Source organism: Streptomyces sp. NPDC046557 (assembly GCF_040645975.1).
Classification (GTDB): Bacteria; Actinomycetota; Actinomycetes; order Streptomycetales; family Streptomycetaceae; genus Streptomyces.
In genome coordinates this window covers 801,368-821,872 of the sequence record NZ_JBEYZH010000001.1, presented here as the reverse complement: position 1 = coordinate 821,872, position 20,505 = coordinate 801,368, and the positions used below count along the sequence as shown (strand labels likewise).

19 protein-coding genes and 1 pseudogene are annotated in these 20,505 nt (G+C 72.6%); 9 read left to right on the top strand and 11 right to left on the bottom strand.

What is annotated here, in order from left to right; all coding sequences use genetic code 11:
* Positions 1-83: 83 nt before the first annotated feature.
* The 4 genes from ABZ934_RS03985 to ABZ934_RS03970 all read right to left on the bottom strand — a co-directional run bounded on the left by ABZ934_RS03985 (position 84) and on the right by ABZ934_RS03970 (position 4,216).
* Positions 84-881, bottom strand: coding sequence for a cobalt-precorrin-6A reductase (locus tag ABZ934_RS03985; RefSeq protein ID WP_361308196.1), 798 nt, complete (start codon positions 879-881; stop codon positions 84-86).
* A complete protein-coding gene (cobM, locus tag ABZ934_RS03980) occupies positions 871-1,620 on the bottom strand; it encodes a precorrin-4 C(11)-methyltransferase (RefSeq protein ID WP_361308194.1) in 750 nt (249 codons plus the stop codon). The genes ABZ934_RS03985 and cobM overlap by 11 nt, the downstream gene beginning before the upstream one ends.
* Entirely contained in the window at positions 1,617-2,942 is a 1,326-nt protein-coding gene (gene cbiE / locus ABZ934_RS03975) for a precorrin-6y C5,15-methyltransferase (decarboxylating) subunit CbiE (RefSeq protein ID WP_361308192.1), read from the bottom strand. The genes cobM and cbiE overlap by 4 nt, the downstream gene beginning before the upstream one ends.
* Positions 2,943-3,235: 293 nt before the next feature.
* On the bottom strand, positions 3,236-4,216 hold the full coding sequence (locus ABZ934_RS03970) for a trypsin-like peptidase domain-containing protein (RefSeq protein ID WP_361308190.1): 981 nt from the start codon (positions 4,214-4,216) through the stop codon (positions 3,236-3,238).
* 222 nt (positions 4,217-4,438) lie between these two features.
* Here ABZ934_RS03970 and ABZ934_RS03965 point away from each other — a divergent pair, with 222 nt between their 5' ends.
* Both ABZ934_RS03965 and ABZ934_RS03960 read left to right on the top strand, forming a co-directional pair.
* The gene (locus ABZ934_RS03965; protein WP_361308188.1) at positions 4,439-5,500 is read left to right on the top strand and encodes a phosphatidylinositol-specific phospholipase C domain-containing protein; all 1,062 of its coding nucleotides are present in this window, start codon (positions 4,439-4,441) and stop codon (positions 5,498-5,500) included.
* A gap of 76 nt (positions 5,501-5,576) precedes the next feature.
* Positions 5,577-6,464 (top strand): annotated as a pseudogene (locus ABZ934_RS03960) (tRNA (adenosine(37)-N6)-threonylcarbamoyltransferase complex transferase subunit TsaD).
* A 40-nt stretch (positions 6,465-6,504) separates the two neighbouring features.
* Here the strand turns inward: ABZ934_RS03960 and ABZ934_RS03955 are convergent.
* Positions 6,505-8,847 (bottom strand): immune inhibitor A domain-containing protein, encoded by a 2,343-nt coding sequence (locus ABZ934_RS03955; RefSeq protein ID WP_361308186.1) that lies wholly within the window; start codon positions 8,845-8,847, stop codon positions 6,505-6,507.
* Positions 8,848-9,063: 216 nt separating this feature from the next.
* On the opposite strand from ABZ934_RS03955, the gene ABZ934_RS03950 reads away from it, so the two are divergent.
* Entirely contained in the window at positions 9,064-9,732 is a 669-nt protein-coding gene (locus ABZ934_RS03950) for an O-methyltransferase (protein ID WP_361308184.1), read from the top strand.
* A 66-nt stretch (positions 9,733-9,798) separates the two neighbouring features.
* Positions 9,799-10,173 carry a tyrosine-protein phosphatase gene (locus ABZ934_RS03945; protein ID WP_361308182.1) on the top strand — a complete coding sequence of 125 codons (375 nt, stop codon included), beginning with the start codon at positions 9,799-9,801 and terminating at the stop codon, positions 10,171-10,173.
* Between the two features lie 33 nt (positions 10,174-10,206).
* Here the strand turns inward: ABZ934_RS03945 and ABZ934_RS03940 are convergent, their stop codons facing one another.
* From ABZ934_RS03940 to ABZ934_RS03925, 4 genes are all read right to left on the bottom strand, one after another.
* On the bottom strand, positions 10,207-11,445 hold the full coding sequence (locus ABZ934_RS03940; protein ID WP_361308180.1) for a cytochrome P450: 1,239 nt from the start codon (positions 11,443-11,445) through the stop codon (positions 10,207-10,209).
* A gap of 25 nt (positions 11,446-11,470) precedes the next feature.
* Positions 11,471-12,862 carry an FAD-dependent oxidoreductase gene (locus tag ABZ934_RS03935; protein WP_361308178.1) on the bottom strand — a complete coding sequence of 464 codons (1,392 nt, stop codon included), beginning with the start codon at positions 12,860-12,862 and terminating at the stop codon, positions 11,471-11,473.
* On the bottom strand, positions 12,855-13,097 hold the full coding sequence (locus ABZ934_RS03930; RefSeq protein WP_361308715.1) for a ferredoxin: 243 nt from the start codon (positions 13,095-13,097) through the stop codon (positions 12,855-12,857). Before ABZ934_RS03930 ends, ABZ934_RS03935 begins: the two co-directional genes overlap by 8 nt.
* Before the next feature lie 118 nt (positions 13,098-13,215).
* Positions 13,216-13,848, bottom strand: a complete 633-nt coding sequence (locus ABZ934_RS03925) for a hypothetical protein (RefSeq protein ID WP_361308176.1) — start codon at positions 13,846-13,848, stop codon at positions 13,216-13,218.
* Between the two features lie 276 nt (positions 13,849-14,124).
* Here ABZ934_RS03925 and ABZ934_RS03920 point away from each other — a divergent pair, with 276 nt between their 5' ends.
* Positions 14,125-15,168: an NAD(P)-dependent alcohol dehydrogenase gene (locus tag ABZ934_RS03920; RefSeq protein WP_361308174.1), complete on the top strand. Its 1,044-nt coding sequence runs from the start codon at positions 14,125-14,127 to the stop codon at positions 15,166-15,168.
* A 353-nt stretch (positions 15,169-15,521) separates the two neighbouring features.
* Here the strand turns inward: ABZ934_RS03920 and ABZ934_RS03915 are convergent, their stop codons facing one another.
* Positions 15,522-16,196: a TetR family transcriptional regulator gene (locus tag ABZ934_RS03915; RefSeq protein WP_361308172.1), complete on the bottom strand. Its 675-nt coding sequence runs from the start codon at positions 16,194-16,196 to the stop codon at positions 15,522-15,524.
* 96 nt (positions 16,197-16,292) lie between these two features.
* Here ABZ934_RS03915 and ABZ934_RS03910 point away from each other — a divergent pair, with 96 nt between their 5' ends.
* The 4 genes from ABZ934_RS03910 (at position 16,293) to glpK (ending at position 19,429) form a co-directional block, all read left to right on the top strand.
* On the top strand, positions 16,293-16,475 hold the full coding sequence (locus ABZ934_RS03910; RefSeq protein ID WP_361308170.1) for a hypothetical protein: 183 nt from the start codon (positions 16,293-16,295) through the stop codon (positions 16,473-16,475).
* Positions 16,472-16,864 carry a hypothetical protein gene (locus tag ABZ934_RS03905; RefSeq protein ID WP_361308168.1) on the top strand — a complete coding sequence of 131 codons (393 nt, stop codon included), beginning with the start codon at positions 16,472-16,474 and terminating at the stop codon, positions 16,862-16,864. The genes ABZ934_RS03910 and ABZ934_RS03905 overlap by 4 nt, the downstream gene beginning before the upstream one ends.
* Before the next feature lie 142 nt (positions 16,865-17,006).
* Positions 17,007-17,858, top strand: a complete 852-nt coding sequence (locus tag ABZ934_RS03900) for an MIP/aquaporin family protein (protein WP_361308166.1) — start codon at positions 17,007-17,009, stop codon at positions 17,856-17,858.
* Between the two features lie 53 nt (positions 17,859-17,911).
* Entirely contained in the window at positions 17,912-19,429 is a 1,518-nt protein-coding gene (gene glpK, locus ABZ934_RS03895) for a glycerol kinase GlpK (protein ID WP_361308164.1), read from the top strand.
* 71 nt (positions 19,430-19,500) lie between these two features.
* On the opposite strand, the gene ABZ934_RS03890 is transcribed toward glpK, so the two are convergent.
* Positions 19,501-20,481 (bottom strand): zinc-binding dehydrogenase, encoded by a 981-nt coding sequence (locus tag ABZ934_RS03890; RefSeq protein WP_361308162.1) that lies wholly within the window; start codon positions 20,479-20,481, stop codon positions 19,501-19,503.
* Positions 20,482-20,505: the final 24 nt, after the last annotated feature.

The following is a 20,505-nucleotide window of genomic DNA, read 5'->3' as shown; positions in this document are numbered from 1 at the left end:
ACCCCTGGCGGCCATGGTGACCGTGACCGCGTGGTGGTCGTGATCGGGTGAGGTGCTGAGGGCCGGGACGGGTGTCCCGGCCCTCACGCCGTCGCGGGAGGAGCCTCACCGGTCGGCCGGTGGGGCCGCTCGCCGGACAGCCAGCGCAGCACCGCCGCGGTCGAACCGGTCTCCGCCACGCCCGTCGGTACCGGGGGCCTGCGGACCACCACCACGGGGATACCGGCCTCCCGGGCCGCGCTGAGCTTCGGGGCGGTGGCGCCGCCGCCGCTGTCCTTGGTCACCAGGACCTCGATCCGGTGCCGGGCCAGTAGCTCACGCTCGTCGTGCAGCGTGAACGGGCCCCGGGCCAACAGCACTTCGAGGCGCGGGGGAGCCGGCGGGGCCGGTGTGTCCACCGAACGCACCAGGAACCACGGGTCGGTGAGGTGCGCGAAGTGGTGCAGGCCCATCCGGCCGGTGCTGAGGAAGATCCGCGAGCCGAGGTCCGGCGCCAGCGCCGCCGCCCCGGCGAGGGACTCCGTGAAGTGCCAGTCGTCACCGGGGCCGGCCGCCCAGCCGGGGCGCCGCAGCGCCAGCAGCGGCACCCCCGAAAGGGCCGCCGCCCCGGCCGCGTTGAAGCTCATGCGTTCCGCGAAGGGGTGCGTGGCGTCAACCAGGTGGGTGACCCCGTGGGCGGTGATCCAGGAAGCCAGTCCCGCGGCGCCGCCGAAGCCGCCGATCCGGGTCTCGCCCGGCGGCAGCACCGGCGCGCCGACCCGGCCGGCCAGTGAGGTCGTCACCCGGTACGGGGCCGGCTCCAGGGCCTCCGCGAGCCGGCGGGCCTCCGTCGTGCCGCCCAGGATCAGGACGTGCCGCACGGGGGAGGGCTCAGCAGGCATGCCGGTCGCGCTCGGCGGAGTACAGGTGGCTGTCGCGGAACTGCTCGGCGCCCAGGGTGCGCCCGACCAGGATCACCGCCGTACGCACCAGGCCCGCCGCCTTCACCTGGTCCGCGATGTCGGCCAGGGTGCCACGCAGGATCAGCTCGTCGGGGCGGCTGGCCATCGCGACGACCGCCGCCGGGCAGTCGGCCCCGTAGTGCGGCAGCAGTTCGGCGACGACCCGCTCGGCGTACCGGGTGGCCAGGTGCAGCACCAGCAGCGCGCCACTGCGGCCCAGCGTGGCCAGGTCCTCGCCGGGCGGCATCGGCGTGGCCTGCTGCGCGATCCGGGTGAGGATGACGGTCTGGCCGACTGTCGGGACGGTGAGTTCCCGCTTGAGCGCGGCCGCGGCCGCCGCGAACGCCGGTACGCCCGGGACGACTTCGTAGGCGATGCCGGCCGCGTCCAGACGCCGCATCTGCTCGGCGACGGCGGAGAAGACGGAGGGGTCGCCGGAGTGCAGCCGCGCCACGTCCTGGCCGGCGGCGTGCGCCCGGACGAACTCGGCCACGATCTGGTCCAGGTTGAGCTGCGAGGTGTCCACCAGCCGGGCGTCCGGCGGGCATTCGGCCAACAGCTCCCGCGGGACCAGGCTGCCCGCGTACAGGCAGACGGGGGCCGCCGCCAAGGTCCGGGCACCGCGCACGGTGATCAGGTCGGCGGCGCCGGGGCCGGCTCCGATGAAGTACACGGTCATGTCTGGTCCTTCGTCTCTGTCACCGGTGGTACGGGCGCCGGTGGTGCGGGCGTCGCTGATCCGGACGCCGACGGTTCGGGCTCCGGCCACGGCTTGGTCACGGTCCACTGGGTGACGGGCATCGCCTGCCGCCAGCCCGTGAAGCCGCCGACCGGCACGGCGTGCGCGACGGCCAGCTTCACCAGTTCACCGCCGTGCCGGCGGTAGCGGTCGGTGAGTACGGCCTCCGACTCCAGGGTGACCGTGTTGACCACCAGCCGGCCGCCGGGCGCCAGCGCCGCCCAAGCCGCGTCCAGCAGGCCGGGCGCGGTCAGGCCGCCGCCGATGAACACCGCGTCGGGCGCGGGCAGGTCGATCAGCGCGGCCGGGGCGGCGCCGGTGACCACGCGCAGGCCGGGCACGCCGAGCGCCGCCGCGTTCCGGGCGATCCGCTCGGCCCGCTCCGGGACGCGTTCCACGGTCACGGCGCGGCAGGAGGGGTGCGTACGCATCCACTCGATGCCGATCGAACCCGAGCCGCCGCCGATGTCCCACAGCAGTTCGCCGGGGGCCGGGGCGAGCGCGCACAGGGTCGCGGCGCGGACGTGCCGTTTGGTGAGCTGGCCGTCGTGCTCGTACGCCCCGTCGGGCAGGCCGGGGGTGGCGCCGAGTCGCGGCGCGGGGGCGCCCGGGTCGCGCCGGCAGTCCACGGCGACCACGTTCAGGGGGTCGCCGGGCGCGTGGTCCCAGCCGTCGGCGTGGCCCTCGTACGCGTTCTCGTCCTCGGACCCGAGCTGTTCCAGCACCCGCATCCGGCTGGGGCCGAAGCCCCGCTCCCGCAACAGAGCGGCGATCTCGCCCGGGGACGCCGCCCCGGCGCTCAACACCAGCACCCGCCGCCCCTCGTACAGCGCGGCCGCGACCCGGGCCACCGGACGGCCGACGACGGTGATCACCTCGGTGTCCTCCACCGGCCAGCCCAGGCGGGCGCACGCGTAGGACACGGACGAGGGGTGCGGGTGGACCAGCAGGGCGTGCGGGCCGACCTCCTGCGCGAGGGCGCGGCCGATGCCGTAGAACATGGGGTCACCGCTGGCCAGCACGGCGACGCGGCGGCCGGAGTGCTCGGCCATCAGCTTCGGCACGGCCGGCCGCAGCGGGCTCGGCCAGGCGACGCGTTCGCCCGGGCAGTCGCCGGCCGGCAGCAGGTCCAACTGGCGGGGCCCGCCGATCAGTACCTCGGCGGTGGCCAGCGCGGAGCGCGCGGCGGCGGTGAGCCCGGCCCAGCCGTCGGCGCCGAGGCCGACGACCGTCACGGGTGTGGGGGGTGCTGCGGAGCTCACTGCGCGGAACCTCGGGGACGGGGACGGGGACGGGGACGGGAAGCGGGTGGACCCGCAGCCTACTGGTCGGTGTGTCCCGGCCCGGGAGCAGGGTGGCACCGGGTGCCGCGCCGGGCGCCCCTCGCGTGAATCCGTCCGCCCCCGCACGCCTCCGGGCGCCCCGGTTGGGCCCTGCTGCGGCGCCGGGCCCCGACGCAGACTCTGCGGCATGGACGACGACGCTACGGACAACCACCCAGCCGCCTGCCGCCGCCGCACCGCTCCGCCCGGCCGGTCGCGACCGACGGCGCGGGTCAGTGACCGCCCGTCGCCCGGGTGTAGAGGGCTTCGACGGAGTCGTCGAACCAACTGCTGTACGAGGTGGTCTCGTCCCCGCCGCCGTCCCGGCCGCCGATGACCCCGATCAGGGTGTGGCCGTCGGTCAGCACCGGACCGCCGCTGGTGCCGTTGGGTACGTCCGCGCAGTCCAGCCGCAGCTGGGTGGGCCCCTCGGCGCGCGCGGTGTTGTAGCAGTCCAGAGGCTGCTCGGTGTCGTTCGGGTAGCCGACCAACCGGGCGGGCAGCGGCAGCCGGGGTCGGAAACGGATCGCCAGCGCGCCGGTGACGTCCTCCAGCCGCTCGCCCGGATGCCCGGGGCGGCGCAGCCGCAGGAAGGCCACGTCGTGGTCCGGGTCCGTGCTCCGCGTCCAGCGGGGGTCCACGTCGATGCTGCTGGGCACCCACACGCCGTACGGTGCCTTGCCGTCGCGGTAGCCGGGGACGAAGGCAAGATTGGTGCGGAAGCCGTCCTGGTACACGCAGTGCGCGGCGGTGGCGATGAGGTCGCCGTCGGGTGAGTGCACCACGCTCGCGGAGCAGTGGTGGTCGGAGTCCCAGTCGTTGCCGGGCGAGAACAGCGCCCCGATCGTGGGCTCGGGGGCGGCCGTCCGGGCGCGCAGCGGCGAGGAGGGCTGCCAGCCGCCGTCCGCCCACCGCACCGGCTCCGGCTCCGGTGACCCGGACGGGTCGGAGCCCGACTCCGTCCCCGCGAAGGCCTGGGCGTCGGTCGGCCGGTCCTCGCCCTCGGACACGATGCCGTCGAGGACGTCCGCGGCCGTACGGTCGGCGCGCTCCGGGTCCTGGAGGTAGCTGCCCCGCGCGGGATCGCCGTCCGCGCGGTGGGAGGCGACCGCGCGCAGTTGCCCCCACGCCAGGGCGCCGCCGCCGACCAGGGCGAGGCAGATTCCGAGCAGCACGGAGACCCGTACCACGCCGTCCCTCACCTTGCCCACCATGTGGCGCTCCCGCCGCTGACGATCCTCCGACGTCCCGTCCGACGGCCGGGGGCCGGCGGAGGTTCCGCAATCCGGTGTGTCGGTCCTCACAGCCGGACGCGCGGCCGGCCCCCCGGCGCTGGGCCCCCGCGCCCCTCCCGACATCCGGCGTCCTTCCCTACGTCACCGAACTCCCCTAACCTGCGGGCGACTTGAGACCGTGGACCGAGGGGAGTCGAGAAGATGAGACTGCGCGACAGGTGGAGGGGAAGGGCCTTGGCCGGGCTGGTCGCGACGGCACTCGGCTTGGGCCTGGCCCTGGGGGCGGCGGCTCCGGCCGGGGCCGAGGGCGGTGGCTCCTCCTACGCCGCGACCACGGGCGTCGGGGTCCACAACGCCTACGAGAAGGCCAAGTACCCGTACTTCGCGGACGCGCTGGACTCCGGCGCCGCGATGCTCGAACTCGACGTGTGGACCAACTTCTTCGGCAGCTCCTGGCGGGTCTCGCACGACAACCCCTTCGGCAACAACAGCAACTGCGAGAACGCCGGCGGCCCCGCCCAACTGCGCACCAAGTCCCGCGACCAGAACCTCGCGGGCTGCCTGTCCGACATCCGCAGTTGGCACGACGCGCACCCCGGCCACCGCCCGATCGTGCTCAAGCTGGAGCTGAAGGACGGCTTCGCCGCCAACCTCGGGCGCGGTCCGGTCGACCTCGACGCGCTGCTCACCTCCAAGCTCGGCGACGCCGTCTACCGGCCGGGGCAACTGGCGGCCGGTTACCCCGACCTCGACACCGCGGCCCGCGCCGGGGCATGGCCGAGCCGCTCCGCCATGGCCGGGAAGTTCCTCGTCGAGCTGATCCCCGGCACGGTGGAGGAGGGCAACGGCGCGGACACCCTCTGGACCGACCGGGAGTACGCCACCCACCTGCGCACCCTCGCCGCCTCGGGCAGGCTGGGCAGCGCGGCGGCCTTCCCGGCCGTGCACCGCGCCGAGGCGGGTGACCCGCGGGCCCGTTATGCCGACGCCTCGCTGCGCCCGTGGTTCGTGGTGTTCGACGGGGACGCGAGCGCGTACGCGGGCGGCTCCATCGACACCGGCTGGTACGACCGCAACCACTACCTGTTGATCGCCACCGACGCCCAGAGCGTGGCCCCCGCCATCGACGGCGTCCACCCCACCGAGGCCCAGGCGCTGGACCGGCTCGCGCTGATGGCGGGGCGCCACGCCTCGATCGCCTCCGCGGACTGGTATCCGCTGCCCGGGGTCCTGGCCACGGTCGTGCCGCGCGGGCAGGGGTGAGCAGGTCCGTCGCCCTTGCACCCTTATTGCGAATATTTCGCAATAAGGGTTGCAATCAGGGCTGAGGGTGTGTCCGGTGGGGTCTGCGGTGGTGCTGGGCATCGAGTCGTCCTGCGACGAGACGGGCGCGGGCATCGTGCGCGACGGGAAACCCCTGACGCACGTCGTCCGTCGAGCATTGGGGGCACCTCCCAGCGGTAGCTGGGGGAGAGCACGCCCGCTTCGGCGGGGTCGTCCCCGAGATCGCGGCCCGCGCCCACCTGCACGCCTTCAACCCGGTGGTCCGCCGGGCCCTCGACCAGGCCGGCCTGCGGCCCACGCAGCTCGACGCGGTCGCCGTCACCACCGGACCCGGGCTCTCCGGCGCGCTCCAGGTCGGCCTTGCCGGGGCGAAGACCCTCGCCTACGCGCTCGGGCTGCCGCTGTACGGCGTCCACCACCTGGCCGGGCACGTCGCCGCCGACACCCTGGAGCACGGCCCGCTGCCCGACCCCTGCGTGGTGCTGATCGTCTCCGGCGGGCACACCTCCCGGGCCTCAAGACGGCCGCCGCCCGCTGGGCCGAGGGCCACCGGCTGCGCGGGCAGGAACCCCCCGTCGCCGACGGCGCCGCCCCGCTCCAGGAGGCGGTGGCCGACGTCCTGACCCGCGAGGCCGTCGCGGCCTGTACGGCGTACGGGGTCGGCACACTGGTGCTGGTCGGCGGAGTGGCCGCCAACTCCCGCGTACGCGCCCTCGCCGAGCGGCGCTGTGCCTCCGCGGGGATCGCCCTGCGGATCCCGCCGATGACGCTGTGCACCGACAACGGCGCGATGATCGCCGCCGTGGGCGACCTGCTGGTGCGGGCGGGCGTGGAACCGGCCCCGTACGCCCTCACCGTCGATCCGTCCGCGCCGCTGGAGTATGCCGCGCTGAACCCGGGGGCCGCCGTTTTCCGCGCCGCCGACCCCCGCGCCGCCGTCTGACCCCCAGGGCCGCCGTCCGAGCGGCGGCCCGTCGTCCGACTCAGGACGAAGGGCTCACCTGGACCGTCGTCAGCGCACCGCCCGAAGCCTCCTTCACCACCGCGATCTTCGTGCCGGTGTCCGGGACCTTCACCCCGAGCTGCGGCAACTCCGCGTTCCAGTAGGTGCCGTGACGGTCGTCGAAGACCGGGACCCCCGGCCGCGACGGGATCACCAGCGGGGTGCCCGCCTTGTGCAGCACGATCCGGTCGCTCGCGCGCAGCGAGAAGGGGGCGTCGAAGGTCTGCGCGCGGGCGTTGAGGAGGCTGCCGTCGGCGAACTTCAACGCCTCCGGCCGGGCGTCCACCGGAAGCAGCAACCCGCCGCCCGGGTGCGCCTTGGTGGTGTTGTCGCTGAACGCGGTGTCCCAGAGCCAGACGAGCACGCCCTGCTGGTACGGGAAGAACTCCACCCGGTCGCCCGTGAAGCCGAAGTTGTACGGTCCCGTCTTGAGCAGGCTGCCGTAGCCCGTGTAGCGCCGGTTCTCGACGAAGTAGGCGCGCGGGTGCTCCTCGGTGCCGTCGCGGCCCTCCGTGCGGGACCACTTGAGCGCCGTCCAGCCGTTCGCACCCTGCTCCGCGCCGTCGCGCAGCAGTTCACGGCCTCCGTCCGCGGTGATGCTGATGTCGTCGAAGGTGACGCCCTTGCCGTGGGTGTTGCCGTCCGAGGTGACGCGCAGCCGTAGCCGGATCTCGCGGCCCGCGAAGGCATCGAGGGGGACCGACAGCCGCGTCCAGCCGGCGGAGGTGCCGGAGACGCCCTTGGCCGGGATCGGCGCCCCGTCCACGGTGCCCGGGAGCGGGGTCCAGACGGCGCCGCCGTCCGTGGAGGCTTCCACCGTCAGGAAGTCGAAGTCCTTCTCGATGTCGTACCAGACGCGGGCGTCCAGCCGGGCGGGCCCGGTGGTGCCGGTGAGGTCGACGGTCCGGCCGAGCGTGTTGTCCATGAAGTCGCCGGTGCCGCTCCACCATTGGCTCGCGCCCTCGTAGGGGTCGGTCAGCTCGGTCGTGGTCCGCGCGGGCGGCAGGTGGACCAACAGTGCTTGGGGGTCTTCGGTGTTGTAGCCGGACACGCCGAGGGTCGCCCGGGTCCGGCGGCCCGCGTCGGCCTCGGTGTACTCCAGCCAGCCCAGTTGGAGTTTGCTCCATGGATCGAGGTCGCCCGGGAACTCCCCGGTGGTTCCCGGGCGTTTGCCGAGGTAGGAGGCGGACGACATCAGTGACCAGAAGTTGACGCTGTTTTCCCCGTCGGAGCTGTAGAGGTCCGGCAGCCCCAGATCGTGGCCGAACTCGTGGGAGAACAGGCCGGCTCCGCTGTTCTCGCCGCCGGTGAGGTAATCGCCCGCCCAGATGCCGGTGTCACCGACCGGGGTGCCACCCGCCTTGTTGCCCGCCGGGCCCGCGCTGCCGGCCTGGTCCCAGTACGCGAACCAGCGGTGCGCCCAGACGGCGTCCTTGCCCTGAGCTCCTCCGCCCCAGGTCTGATCCTTGCCCGCGTGGACGACCACGAGGTGGTCGAGGTAGCCGTCGGGCTCGTTGAAGTTGCCGTCGTGGTCGGCGTCGTAGCGGTCCCACTGGTCGTACTCGGCCAACTGCGCCTTGATGTCGGCCGCCGTACGGCCCTTCGCGCGCTCGGAGTCGTACCAGGCGGTCGTGGCGTCGCGGACCAGGTCCCAGTTGGTGCGGCACTGACCGGGCTCGGAGCAGTTGTCCGTGCCGTAACGCGCCTCGTTCCAAGGGAGCTTGACCCAGTCGGTGACGGTGCCGTCCATGTCGTAGCGGCCCGAGGACTGGAGCCGGTAGTAGGCCCGCATGCTCGCCGACTCGGGCGCGTCCGAGAAGAACTGACGCTGGTAGGAGGCGCGGTCGAAGTCCTTGCGCCACAGCGTGTGGTTGTCGGCGGCCGCCGGTTTGCCGATGCTGTTGTGGCGGGGACCGGGCGTGCCGCCGAAGCGCGGCTTGCCCTCGAACTCGGTCGTCGTGTCGACCTGGTCGCCGAACTCGGCGAGGATCACGAACACCTTGTCCTTGCGTTCCTGGGCGAGTTCGACGTACCGGTCGCCCACCTTGGCTTGGCGGGGGAGCGTGCCGTCGGGTTCCGCGCGCAGGGCGCCGGGGCGGCTGTTGGCGCCGGCCGCGATCCCTTCGAGGGCCTGGCGGCGCAGGGCCTGGCGTTCCAGTTCGAGCGGGGCGGGAGGTGGGGCGGGAGCCTGCTGGGCCTGTTGTCGGACCTGTTGTCCGGCCGCCGGGGGTGGCGGTGCGGGCTGTGGCGAGGCGGCGAGGGCGGGGGTGGTGGCGAGGAGGGCGAGTGATATCGCCGCTCCTGCCACGGCAAGTCTGCGCAACGCTGGCTTCCTTCCAGGGGAGTTGACGAGGAGCGCAGGTAATATTTCACATGTGACAGGGCATCGGTAGATGGGGGACCACGCCGTTTCCGAAGGGGTCCCGCCCTCGTTGCCCTGCCGGGATATCCGGATGCGCGGGCGCGGTGCGACCGCCCAAGATGACCACCGCGCCGATCACCCGACCGCGCATCGCCTACCGAAGGACCACGCCACTCCATGACCCGAACCCCCGATGAAGTGAAAACCGTGCCCCTCACCCCCGAGGTGTACGCCTACCTCGTAGACCAGGCTGAGCCCGTCACGCCCGTCCAACGGGAGCTGATCGAGCGCACGCAGGCGCTCGGCGGTCCTTCCGAGATGCGCATCCCGCACGAGCAGGGCGTATTCCTCACCCTGCTGGCCAAGCTCGCCGGCGCCTTGCGGATCGTCGAAGTCGGCACCTTCACCGGCTACTCGACGCTCGCCCTCGCCCAAGGCCTGCTGCCCGGCGGGAAGGTCCTCACCTGCGACGTCTCCGAGGAGTGGACCCGGATCGCCCGCGAGGCGTGGAAGGCGGCCGGAGTCGCCGACCGCATCGAGCTGAGGATCGCCCCCGCCCTGGAGACCCTGCGCGAGCTGCCACCCGAGCCGGTGATCGACCTGGTGTTCCTGGACGCCGACAAGACCGGCTACCGCGCCTACTGGGACGAACTCGTTCCCCGCGTACGCCCGGGTGGTCTGCTGCTCGCGGACAACGTCCTGTACGGCGGCGAGGTGGTACACCCCGGTGCCACGGGAAACGCCCTGGCCATCCGGGAGTTCAACGCGCACGTGCGGGCCGACGAGCGGGTGGAGTCGGTGACGCTGCCCATCGCGGACGGCCTCACGGTGGCGCGCAAACGCTGAACCCGGGCATGACGGCTACGGCATCATCAGGAACGGAAGATCACCGCACCGGACAGGAGCCCGACCGTGCCGAGCCGCCACATGGCCTTCGACCGTCTGCACAACTTCCGTGACCTGGGCGGCTACCACGGCATCGACGGCCGCCGGGTCGCCTGGGGCGTGCTCCACCGTGCCGACTCGCTCGGCAAGCTCCAAGGAGCGGACTGGGAACGGTTCCTGGACCTCGGCATACGCACCGTCATCGACCTGCGCTACCCGTGGGAGGCAGACGCGAAGGGGCGGGTGCCCGAGCCGCACCGGTTCGTGTACGCCAACCTCAGCATCGAGCACCGACCTTACGACCAGGCCGAGATCGACCCCGACACCGACCCCTGGCGCTACCTCGCGGACCGGGCCGCCGACCCCCGGCCACGGTCTCCCGCCTCCGGGACCGCTTGCTGACCGCCTCCTGACCGCCCGGGAAGGGGCGGAAACCTACGCCCGGACCCCGTCGCAGGCGATGCGAAGGTGGCGGGGGCCGCGGAGGACGGCGTTCTGGCGGTAGGGCGGCGGGTCCTCCAGGAGGCGGGGGTTGCGCAGGCGGCGGGCCAGTTCGGTGAGGGCGAGCTGGGCCTCCAGGCGGGCCAGGGGGGCGCCGAAGCAGCTGTGGATGCCGCTGCCCAGGCCCAGGTGCTGGATGTCCGGGCGGTCCGGGTCGAAGCGGTCGGGGTTCTCGAAGCGCTGCGGGTCCCGGTTGCCCGACGCGAGGATCAGCCACATGGAGGAACCCTTGGGGATGGTGACCCCGCGCACCTCGATGTCGACGAGCGGAGTGCGCTGCGGCAGCAGTTGCACCGGCGGCTCGAACCGCAGCAGCTCCTCCACCAGCGGCGCCGCGAGCGCCGGGTCCCGGCGCAGCCGTTCCAGTACGTCGGGGTTGCGCAGCAGCGTGAGCATCCCGTTCGTGATCAGGTTGACCGTCGTCTCGTGGCCGGCGATCAGCAGAAGGGCGGCGGTGCTGAGCAGCTCCATGGTGGACATGGACTCGTCCGGCCCGTATCCCGTGGCCAGTTGGGACAGCATGTCGTCGCCGGGCTGCTTGCGCCGCTCCTCGATCAGCCCGGCCAGGTACATGCCCAGCTCCATCCGGGAGTCGTGGGTCTTGCGCTGCCGTTCGGCCGGGTCCGCGTCCGGATCGGGGTCCAGGCTCGCCGCGAGGGTGTCCGCCCAGACGTGGAAGCGGGGCTCGTCCTCGCGCGGTACCCCCAGCAGCCGGCAGATCATGGTGACGGGGAACGGGTACGCGAACTGGTCGACCAGGTCGATCTCTTCGGGGTCACCGAGATCGTCGATCAGTCCGGTGACGATGGAGCGCAGGTCGTCGCGCATCCCGTCGACGCGGCGCGGGGAGTGCGGCGGTCCGAAGGGCCGGTTCGTCATCCGCCGGAGCCGGTCGTGTTCGGGCGGGTCCAGCTTGAGGAAGCCGGGCGGCAGGGCCGTGGCCTCTTCCTCGCCCTCGCCCGCCAGCGGGTCCCCGGCCGTCGCGGCCAGGTTGCGGGCGTCGGAGCTCAGCCGCGGGTCGTGCAGCAGGCTCTGGATCTCGTAGTAGGTGCTGATGACGTACGGCCCGCTCCCGTCGTGGAAGACGGGAGTCTTGCGCAGTTCCTCGTACAGCGGGTACGGGTTGGCGCGGTTGGCGTAGTCCAGGATGTCGCTCAGGATGCCGTGGGTCATTGCGGGTCCTCCGGGGGCCTGCGGGTCAGTGCCCGGCGGGGGTGAACGTCATCCGCCGGTCGGCCGGCGAATATCCGCTGAGGGTGATGGTCGGACCGTGCGTGGGCACGGACGGGTCGGGGAAGTCGGCGGGAACGGGCCGGTGGCCGTCGGGGCGCCGGTCGACCGTCGCGAACGGCACCGGGAACGGCGCGGTCGTCTCGATCTGCTGCTGGTAGAACTGCAACCACCGGGAGTTGTCGAAGGTGACGGCCCCGATGACGCGGCCCTGGTACCCGTAGACGCCGGTGAAGCGGCGTTCCGCGAGGGAGCCCTGGGGGATCATGATCTCGGTGCCCATCGGCGGTACGCCGACGGACTTGATGTTGACCCCGAACTGCGAGGACCAGAAGGCCGGGACCCAGATGTGCGGGCGCCGATCGGTGCTCACACTGAGCATGTTGTGCGCCGCGGTCTCCGCCTGGGAGACGGCGTTGCCCCAGTGCTCCAGCGACAGGAACTGGTACCCGAACAAGGGGTGCGGGGAGCGCGCCACGTCGCCCGCCACGTAGATGTCGTCGGTGACGATGCCCCGGATGTCGAAGGCCCGGCAGCCCGCATCGCAGGCGATGCCGCGCGGGCCCGCGCCGAGCCCGGAGCCGGCCAGCCACTCGGTGTTGCGCTGGGCGCCCAGCGAGACGATCACCACGTCGCAGTCCAGCGTGGTGCCGTCGGAGAGGTGCGCGGCGCGTACCCGCCCGGTGGAGTCGCCCTCCAGGCCGGTCACCATCACGCCGGTGCGCAGGTCGACGCCGTTCTCGCGCTGGAGTTCGGCGGCCACGGCCCCGATCACCCCGCCCAGTGCCCCGACGAGGGGCGCGTCGCCGCGTTCGGCGACGGTGACCGCCAGCCCGCGCTCCCGGCACGCGGAGGCGATCTCCGAGCCGGTGAACCCGGCCCCGATCACCAGGACCCGGCGGGGGCCCGCGTCCAGCCGCCGCGCCAGCGCCGCGCCGTCGTCGCGGGTGCGCAGCACGAACACCCCGTCGAGTTCGCCCTCGGCGGCGTTCGGCCATGGCCTCGCCCGTACGCCGGTGGCGATCAGGAGCCGGTCGTACGGGACCTCGTCCCCGTCGGCCAGCTTGACCCGCCGGGCCGCCATGTCGAGGCCGGTGGCCGGTACGCCGAGCCGCCACTCGGCGTCGATGGCGCGGCGGCGGGGGAGCGCGGTGCGTTCGGCGGTCGACTTGCCGAGCAGGACGCCCTTGGAGAGGGGCGGCCGGTCGTAGGGCTCGTACGGCTCGTCGCCGATCATGGTCAGTACGCCGGTGAAGCCCTTGTCGCGGATGGTCTCGGCGGCGCGCAGGCCGGCGAGCGAGGCTCCCACGACGACGATCCGGCCCTCGCGCTTGAGGTGGTCCAGGGTCACTTCATGCATCGGGGGCCTCCGCGGCGGCCGCGGGGCCGCGGTCACCGGCCCGGTCGAGGTCGTCCACCAGGATGGCCTGGACGGGGCAGGCTGCCGCGGCCTGCGCCAGCCGCTCGCGCTGGGCGTCCTCGGCCTGCGGATCGTAGAGGAGGCCCTCGTCCCCGTGCATCGCGAAGACGTCGGGTGCGAGGAACGCGCACTGCGCGTATCCCTGACACCGGTTGAGATCGACGACAAGCCTCAGCAACGTGCGGTCCTTTCGGTGACCCCCTCGGCTCCCCGGACCAGCGTGCCGGGCGGGCGCCGTCCCGGCCCGTCCACGCGGACCATCGGGGTGACGGCCGTCGAGCGTTCGGGGTATCTCACGGGGTCCGGCCGGCGGCCCGCAGGATGTAGACGCTGATCAGCAGGGCCCAGGCGGGGAACACCAGCTCCGACCACGGCAGGGAGGACCCCGCCACCAGGAGGACCAGGCCGGCCGCCACCCCGGCCAGGCTCAGGGCGCGCGGGAACGAGCCCAGCTTGCGCCCGATGGTGGACGTCGCGAGGACGAAGACGGCGGCCATCCGCATGCCGTACGTGGTGAGCAGCTCGTACGCGAAGTGCCGGCCGAAGTCCTGCGGCTGGTGGGCGGAGAGCACGGTCCCGGCAGCCGCGGCGGCGGCGAAGAGGGAGGCGACGAAGACCAGGCCGCTGCCCAGGAAGACGGTGGCGACGAACCGGTCCTCGGCCTCCCCGGTGTGCGCGCGCACGGCGCCCATGAACCACAGGAAGGCGATACCGGCGAAGGGGACCAGCTCCACGGCCGTGTTCACCGAGGCGCGCTGCCCCGAGTCGAGCTCCAAGGAGGAGCCGCCGGCTCCTTCCGGGAGGCCGAGCCGGGCGAGCACGATCGCCGCGGCCAGCAGGATTGCGAAGACGATCCCGGCCACTCCCGCCGCCCTCGGGGTCTCCAGGTTCTGGGTCCGGGCCGCGCCCGGTGAACGCTCTCTCATCCGTCCAGCAAGCCGGGCCCCCGGCCCGGCTGCCAACGGGGTCACCCAGCCGGGTGACACCCGTGGCCTCCGGCTCCCGGCCCGGATGCCGCGCCCCGACGGCCTGACCTGCGGGGGCCGCGGGCGGGCCAGCGTGCGCGGCAGCATGGACGTACGGTGAAAACCGAGCCTCGGCCCGGACGGGCCCCGTGGCGGACCGGTCCGGTGCCGCCCCCCGGCCGCGCTCTTCGGCCGCGACCGGCCGCCCCCTATCCATGGAATACATGGAGGCACGACATGAGCACCGTCAACGCGTACGCCGCCACCTCCGCGAACGCACCGCTCGTCCCGGCCACCGTCGAACGGCGCGAGGTCGGCCCGCAGGACGTCCTGATCGAGATCAAGTTCTGCGGCATCTGCCACTCCGACATCCACCACGTGCGCGGCGAGTGGGGCCCGGTGACCTATCCCGTCGCCCCCGGCCACGAGATCGCCGGGGTGGTGGCCGAGGTCGGCCCGCAGGTCACGCGGCACGCCGTCGGGGACCGGGTCGGCGTCGGCTGCATGGTCAACTCCTGCCGCGAGTGCCCTCCGTGCCGCTCGGGGGAGGAGCAGTACTGCCTGAACGGGACGATCTTCACCTACGGCTCGATCGACCGGGACGGCACCCACACCAACGGCGGCTACACCACCCACATCGTCGTCGACGAGGACTTCGTCCTCGGCATCCCGGAGGGACTCGCGCTTGACGAGGCCGCCCCGCTCCTGTGCGCCGGCATCACGACCTACTCGCCGCTCAAGCGCTGGGGCGCCGGCCACGGCAAGAAGGTGGCCGTCGTCGGCCTCGGCGGGCTCGGACACATGGGAGTCAAGCTCGCACACGCCATGGGCGCCGACGTCACCGTCCTGTCCCAGTCCCTCAAGAAGCAGGCCGACGGCCTGCGCCTGGGCGCCGACGACTACTACGCCACCAGCGACCCCGGAACCTTCGAGCGACTCGCGGGCACCTACGACATCATCCTGAACACGGTGAGCGCCAAGCTCGACATCGACGCCTACCTCTCGCTCCTCGCCCTCGACGGCGCCATGGTCAATGTCGGCGCCCCGCCGGAACCGCTGTCCCTCAACGCTTTCTCCGTGATGTCGCGGCGCCGTTCGTTCGCCGGCTCGATGATCGGCGGCATCGCCGAGACGCAGGAGATGCTCAACTTCTGCGCCGGACACGGCGTCGGCGCGGAAGTCGAGCCGATCCCCGCCGAGAAGATCAACGAGGCGTACGAGCGGGTTCTCGGTTCCGATGTCCGCTACCGCTTCGTGATCGACATCGCGACCCTGGGCTGAACCGGGCCCCGGGCCGAACCGGGCCCCGGGCCGAACCGGGCCCCGGGCCGAACCGGGCCCCGGGCCGGTCCCGGTTCGAGGTCCCGCCGCCGGAACGTCGAAAGGAGGTGGCCGTGATGATCACTGGCCGTCGAACGCGTGGCGTTCGCCTGCGGCGGGTGCTGGACGAATGGAGCACCGACCACGACGTCCAGCACTACCGCACCGACCCGAACGCCACGGCGCGCGCCCGCTCGGCGCCTCCTCGCACGCCCTGCCGGACCAGCCCGGACCACCGCCCCACGAGGTGACCAGCGCGGCCGAGGTGTCCGCCCCGCCCCCGCCGCGTTCGTCACGCGCCGCGTACGTGCCCTTCACCCCGCTCCCGCTCCCGCTCCCGCCCCCGCCCCCGCCCCCTCCCTCGCCGGTGCCCAGTGCACCCGGCCCGCGTGGATGAGCCGCAACTGGCGCAGGGCGGTGTGGGTGACGGCGTCCCATTCGCCGTCCTCGTCGAGGGCCGCCGCCAAGAACGCGGAGGCCGTCATCACCATGTGATCGACGTACAACCGGGCCAGCATCAGCAGGTCGTCCCGGCTCCAGCCGGCGCCGAGCGGGTCGGACCCGAGGCTTTCGGCCACTTCGCCCGCGAACGCGTCGAGCTGACCGCTCACCGCCTCCCGGACCCGGCGTACGCCGCCGTGCCGCTCCCGGACGATGAAGCGGATGTGCGCGGGGTAGGTGCGCACCAAGGCGGCCATCAACTCCACGGCCGCGGCCGTGCGTTGGTCGGCGTCGCCCGTGGTGGCGAGCATGGAGCGGACCGTGGCGTGCAGGTTCTCCAGCGCCTCGTCCACCAGCGCGATGCCGAGGTCCTCGATGTCGCGGAAGTGCCGGTAGAAGGCGGTCGGCGCGACGCCCGCCGCGCGGGTCACCTCGCGCAGACCCAGGCTGCCCAGGCTCTGCTCCTCCAGGAGGGCCAGGGCGGCGTCGAGCAGGGCACGGCGGGTCTTGAGGCGTTGGAGCTGACGGGCTCCGGCGGTCTGGCTCATGACGAAAAGTTAACCCCCGCGCCACACAGGACCGCATGAGTTCTATTAGACTGGGTAGTCAGTGAACAACTGTCACCTATTTCAGGAGGGAGCACGATGCTCTTCCTCGTAGCGGCACTGATGCTGATGGGGGTCCTCCTGGGGACCGTGGCGCACGTGTCGGCCCCCGTCTCCCTCGCCGTCACCGCCGCGATCGCCTGCTGGCTGCTGATCTTCGCGATCCGCGAACGGTCCGGCCGCCACCACCGCCGGACCCACCGACAGGAAGGTTCGTCATGAGCGTCCGAAGCACCCTCGACCGCATCCTCGACACCGACCGCATCGACCGCACCAACCACACCGACCGCACCGGCCGCGCGGAGCACGTCGAGCGACCCGCCGGGATCCTTGCCGCCGGGACCCGACCCGCTGACACCCGACCCGCCCGCGACCGCTCCCGCGAGGCCGACGGCATGGCCGTCGCCTCCTTCCTGCTGGGCTTGGTCGGCCTCCTCGCGATGAACCTGCTCCTCGGCCCGGCCTCCATGGTCCTGGCCACGCTCGCCCTGCGTCGCGGTACGAGCCGCCCCGGCCGAGCCCGCCTCGGGTTCGCGCTCGGAATCGCCGACCTCGTCGTCCTCGCCTGCCTGGTCGGCGCGGACCACACCTGGTCCTGGGGCGTGGGCTGACCGTCGAGAGGCCCATTCGACGCCCGCGGGGACCGGTCCCACAGCACCGTCGTGCGGTTCTCCGGTGATCGTCCTATCGTGAGAAGCGGGGAGGACCGGGACAGTCCACGGCCGGTCTTGGGCCGGCGGGAAGCGGGCTTCGATGGCTGAGCGGATGAAAATGCCAGGCTTGGTCGGCGAACTGTCGGCCGAATTCGCGGGCACCATGATCCTCATCCTCTTCGGGTGCGGCGTGGTGGCCCAAGTGGTGGCCGGTGGAGGTCTCACGGATCCCCCCGGCGGCCTCGGCAACCACGACAGCATCGCCTGGGCATGGGGCCTGGGCGTCACTCTCGGTGTGTACGTCGCGGCACGGCTCAGCGGCGCACACCTCAACCCCGCCGTGACCGTGGCGCTCGCCGCGTTCAAGGGGTTCCCTTGGAGCAGGGTCGCGCCGTACGCCCTCGCGCAGACGGCGGGCGCCTTCGTGGCAGCCCTGCTGGTGCGCTGGAACTACAGCGAGGCGCTGTCGACGATCGACCCCACGCACACCAAGACGCAGGGCGTCTTCTCCACCCTCCCGGCCAACGGCAACCCCAACCTGCCGGTGACCGAATGGGGAGCGTTGCGGGACCAGATCATCGGCACCGCGATCCTGCTGTTCCTGATCCTGGCCATCACGGACCTGCTGGGCACGCCTCCCGGCGCCAACCTGGCCCCGTTCATCATCGGCCTGGTCGTCGTCGCGATCGGCATGGCCTGGGGCACCGACGCGGGGTACGCGATCAACCCAGCCCGCGACTTCGGCCCCCGTCTGGCCAGCTTCATCACGGGCTACGGCCATGCGTGGCGAGATCAGTACGGAAACTTCTACTTCTGGGTCCCGATCATCGGTCCGCTCATCGGCGGACTGGTCGGAGGGGCCCTGTACAAGTTCTTCATCGGCAGGTTCCTGCCGACCGCCGAGCCGGAGCCTCCCGGCCGCGTGCCTACCCCCGAAGGACCGGAGGCGTGACGACGGCTGCCTGAGGCAGCGAGCAGGCCATCCCACAGGAGAGGCGGCACCCCATGGCGGACTTCGTCGGCGCGGTGGACCAGGGAACCACCAGCACCCGTTTCATGATCTTCGACCACGCCGGTAACGAAGTGGCGAAGCACCAACTGGAACACGCCCAGATCCTCCCGCGTTCGGGGTGGGTCGAACACGACCCCGTGGAGATCTGGGAACGCACCAACTCGGTTATCCAGAACGCCCTGCGGCACGGCAATCTGACCCCCGCCGACCTCGCGGCGATCGGCATCACCAACCAGCGCGAGACCACCGTGGTGTGGGACCCCCGCAGCGGCCGCCCGTACTACAACGCGATCGTCTGGCAGGACACCCGCACCGACTCCATCGCCGCGGCCCTCGACCGCTCCGGTCAGGGCGACATCATCCGCCGCAAGGCGGGGCTGCCGCCGGCCACGTACTTCTCCGGCGGCAAGATCCAGTGGATCCTGGAGAACGTCGACGGCGTGCGCGAGGCGGCGGAAGCGGGCAACGCGCTCTTCGGCAACACGGACTGCTGGGTCCTGTGGAACCTCACCGGTGGCCCCGACGGCGGCATCCACGCGACCGACGTCACCAACGCCAGCCGCACGATGCTGATGAACCTGGAAACCCTCGACTGGGACGAGGAACTGCTCGGTTTCTTCGGCGTCCCCCGGGCCATGCTGCCCAAGATCAACCCGTCCTCCCACCGCGAGGCGTACGGGGAGACCCGCACCTCCCGCCCCCTGCGCGCCGCCATCCCCATCACCGGGGTCCTCGGCGACCAGCAGGCGGCGACCGTCGGGCAGGTCTGCTACGCGCCCGGCGAGGCGAAGAACACCTATGGCACCGGCAACTTCCTGGTGCTGAACACCGGTACCGAACTGGTCCGTTCGCAGCACGGCCTGCTGACCACGGTGGCCTACCAGTTCGGCGACAGCCCCGTGATCTACGCCCTCGAAGGCTCGATCGCGGTGACCGGCTCCGCCGTGCAGTGGCTGCGCGACCAGATGAAGATCATCACAGACGCGGCCGAGAGCGAACGGCTGGCCCGCACCGTCGAGGACAACGGCGGCATGTACTTCGTCCCCGCCTTCTCGGGCCTGTTCGCCCCGTACTGGCGCTCCGACGCCCGCGGCGCGATCGTCGGCCTGGCCCGGTACAACGACAGCGGCCACCTGGCCCGGGCCACCCTCGAAGCCATCTGCTACCAGAGCCGCGACGTGGTCGAGGCGATGGAGCAGGACTCCGGCGTCCACCTCGACGTGCTCAAGGTCGACGGCGGCGTCACGGCCAACGACCTGTGCATGCAGATCCAGGCCGACGTGCTCGGCGTTCCCGTCAGCCGACCGGTCGTCGCGGAGACGACCGCCCTCGGCGCCGCCTACGCGGCCGGCCTGGCCACCGGCTTCTGGCGCGACACCGACGAACTGCGCACCCACTGGCAGGAGTCCAAGCGCTGGGAACCCCAATGGTCCGAGGAGCAGCGTCAGGAGGGGTACGCGGGTTGGAAGAAGGCGGTGGAACGCACCCTCGACTGGACGACGGTCGAATAGGACCGCTCAGGGGCGCGCACCGTCCCGCGTCGCGCCCGGCTCTCGGAGCCGGGCGCGACGCGCTGCCGCGTTCAGCCCACGGTGACGACCATCTTGCCGAGGGCCCGCCCGGCCTCCATGACACGGTGGGCCTCGACGATCTCCTCGAAGGCGAAGACCCGCGTCGGGCGGCCCCGCAGCGTTCCGGCTTCGACCTTGGCGTAGATCGCCTCCAGCGGCACGTCGGAGAGCGGGAACGCGGAAGTCCCCAGGACGAATGCGCTGCCGAAGAAGCTCAGCCGCACCCCGCTCGGCAGGTCGGCGATCGGGTCGAAGTCCCGTACCGGCGCGAACCCGCCGAGGAAGCCGAGCTGGCACACCCGGCCGCGGGGCCCGACCAGGGCGAGGGAGTCGCGCAGGACGCTGTTGCCGACGACGTCGAACACGGCGTCGACGTCGAGTCCCCGCTCACGGATCGGCGCGGCGAGCGCACCGTCGTCGACGAGCACCTCGTGGGCGCCGAGTTCCTTCAACAGCGCGATGTGCGCCGGGTTCCGGGTCGTGGCCACCACCGTCGCGCCGTGGTCGACGGCGAGGTTGACGGCGGCCTGGCCGAGCGAGGAGGTCGCCCCCCGCACCAGGACCGTCTCGCCCGGCCGCAGGTCCAGATTGCCGAACAGGCCGCTCCACGCGGTCGCGTACACCTCGGGGACCGCGGCCAGGTCGGCCCAGCCGAGGGAGGACCGCACCGCCACCACGTTGGTCGCGGGCACGCTGGCCAGCTCCGCGTAGCTGCCGTCGCGGGTACGGCCCATGCCGCCGAGGATCGCCACCACCCGGGTGCCGGGGGCGAGTAGGCCGGAGGGGTCGTGCTCGACCACCCCGGCGCACTCGATCCCGGGGACGGCCGCCACCTCTCCCCATGCCCCGGCGCGCATGTACGCCTCGGCGTGGTTGAGGCCGAAGGCCTTGACCCGGATCAGGACGTCGCCGGCGGCGGGCACCGGGTCGGGGAGCTCGGTGAAGGCGAGGACCTCGGGGCCGCCGTGGGCGGAGATGACGATGGCCTTCATGCACGAATCCGTTCTTGAGTAGTC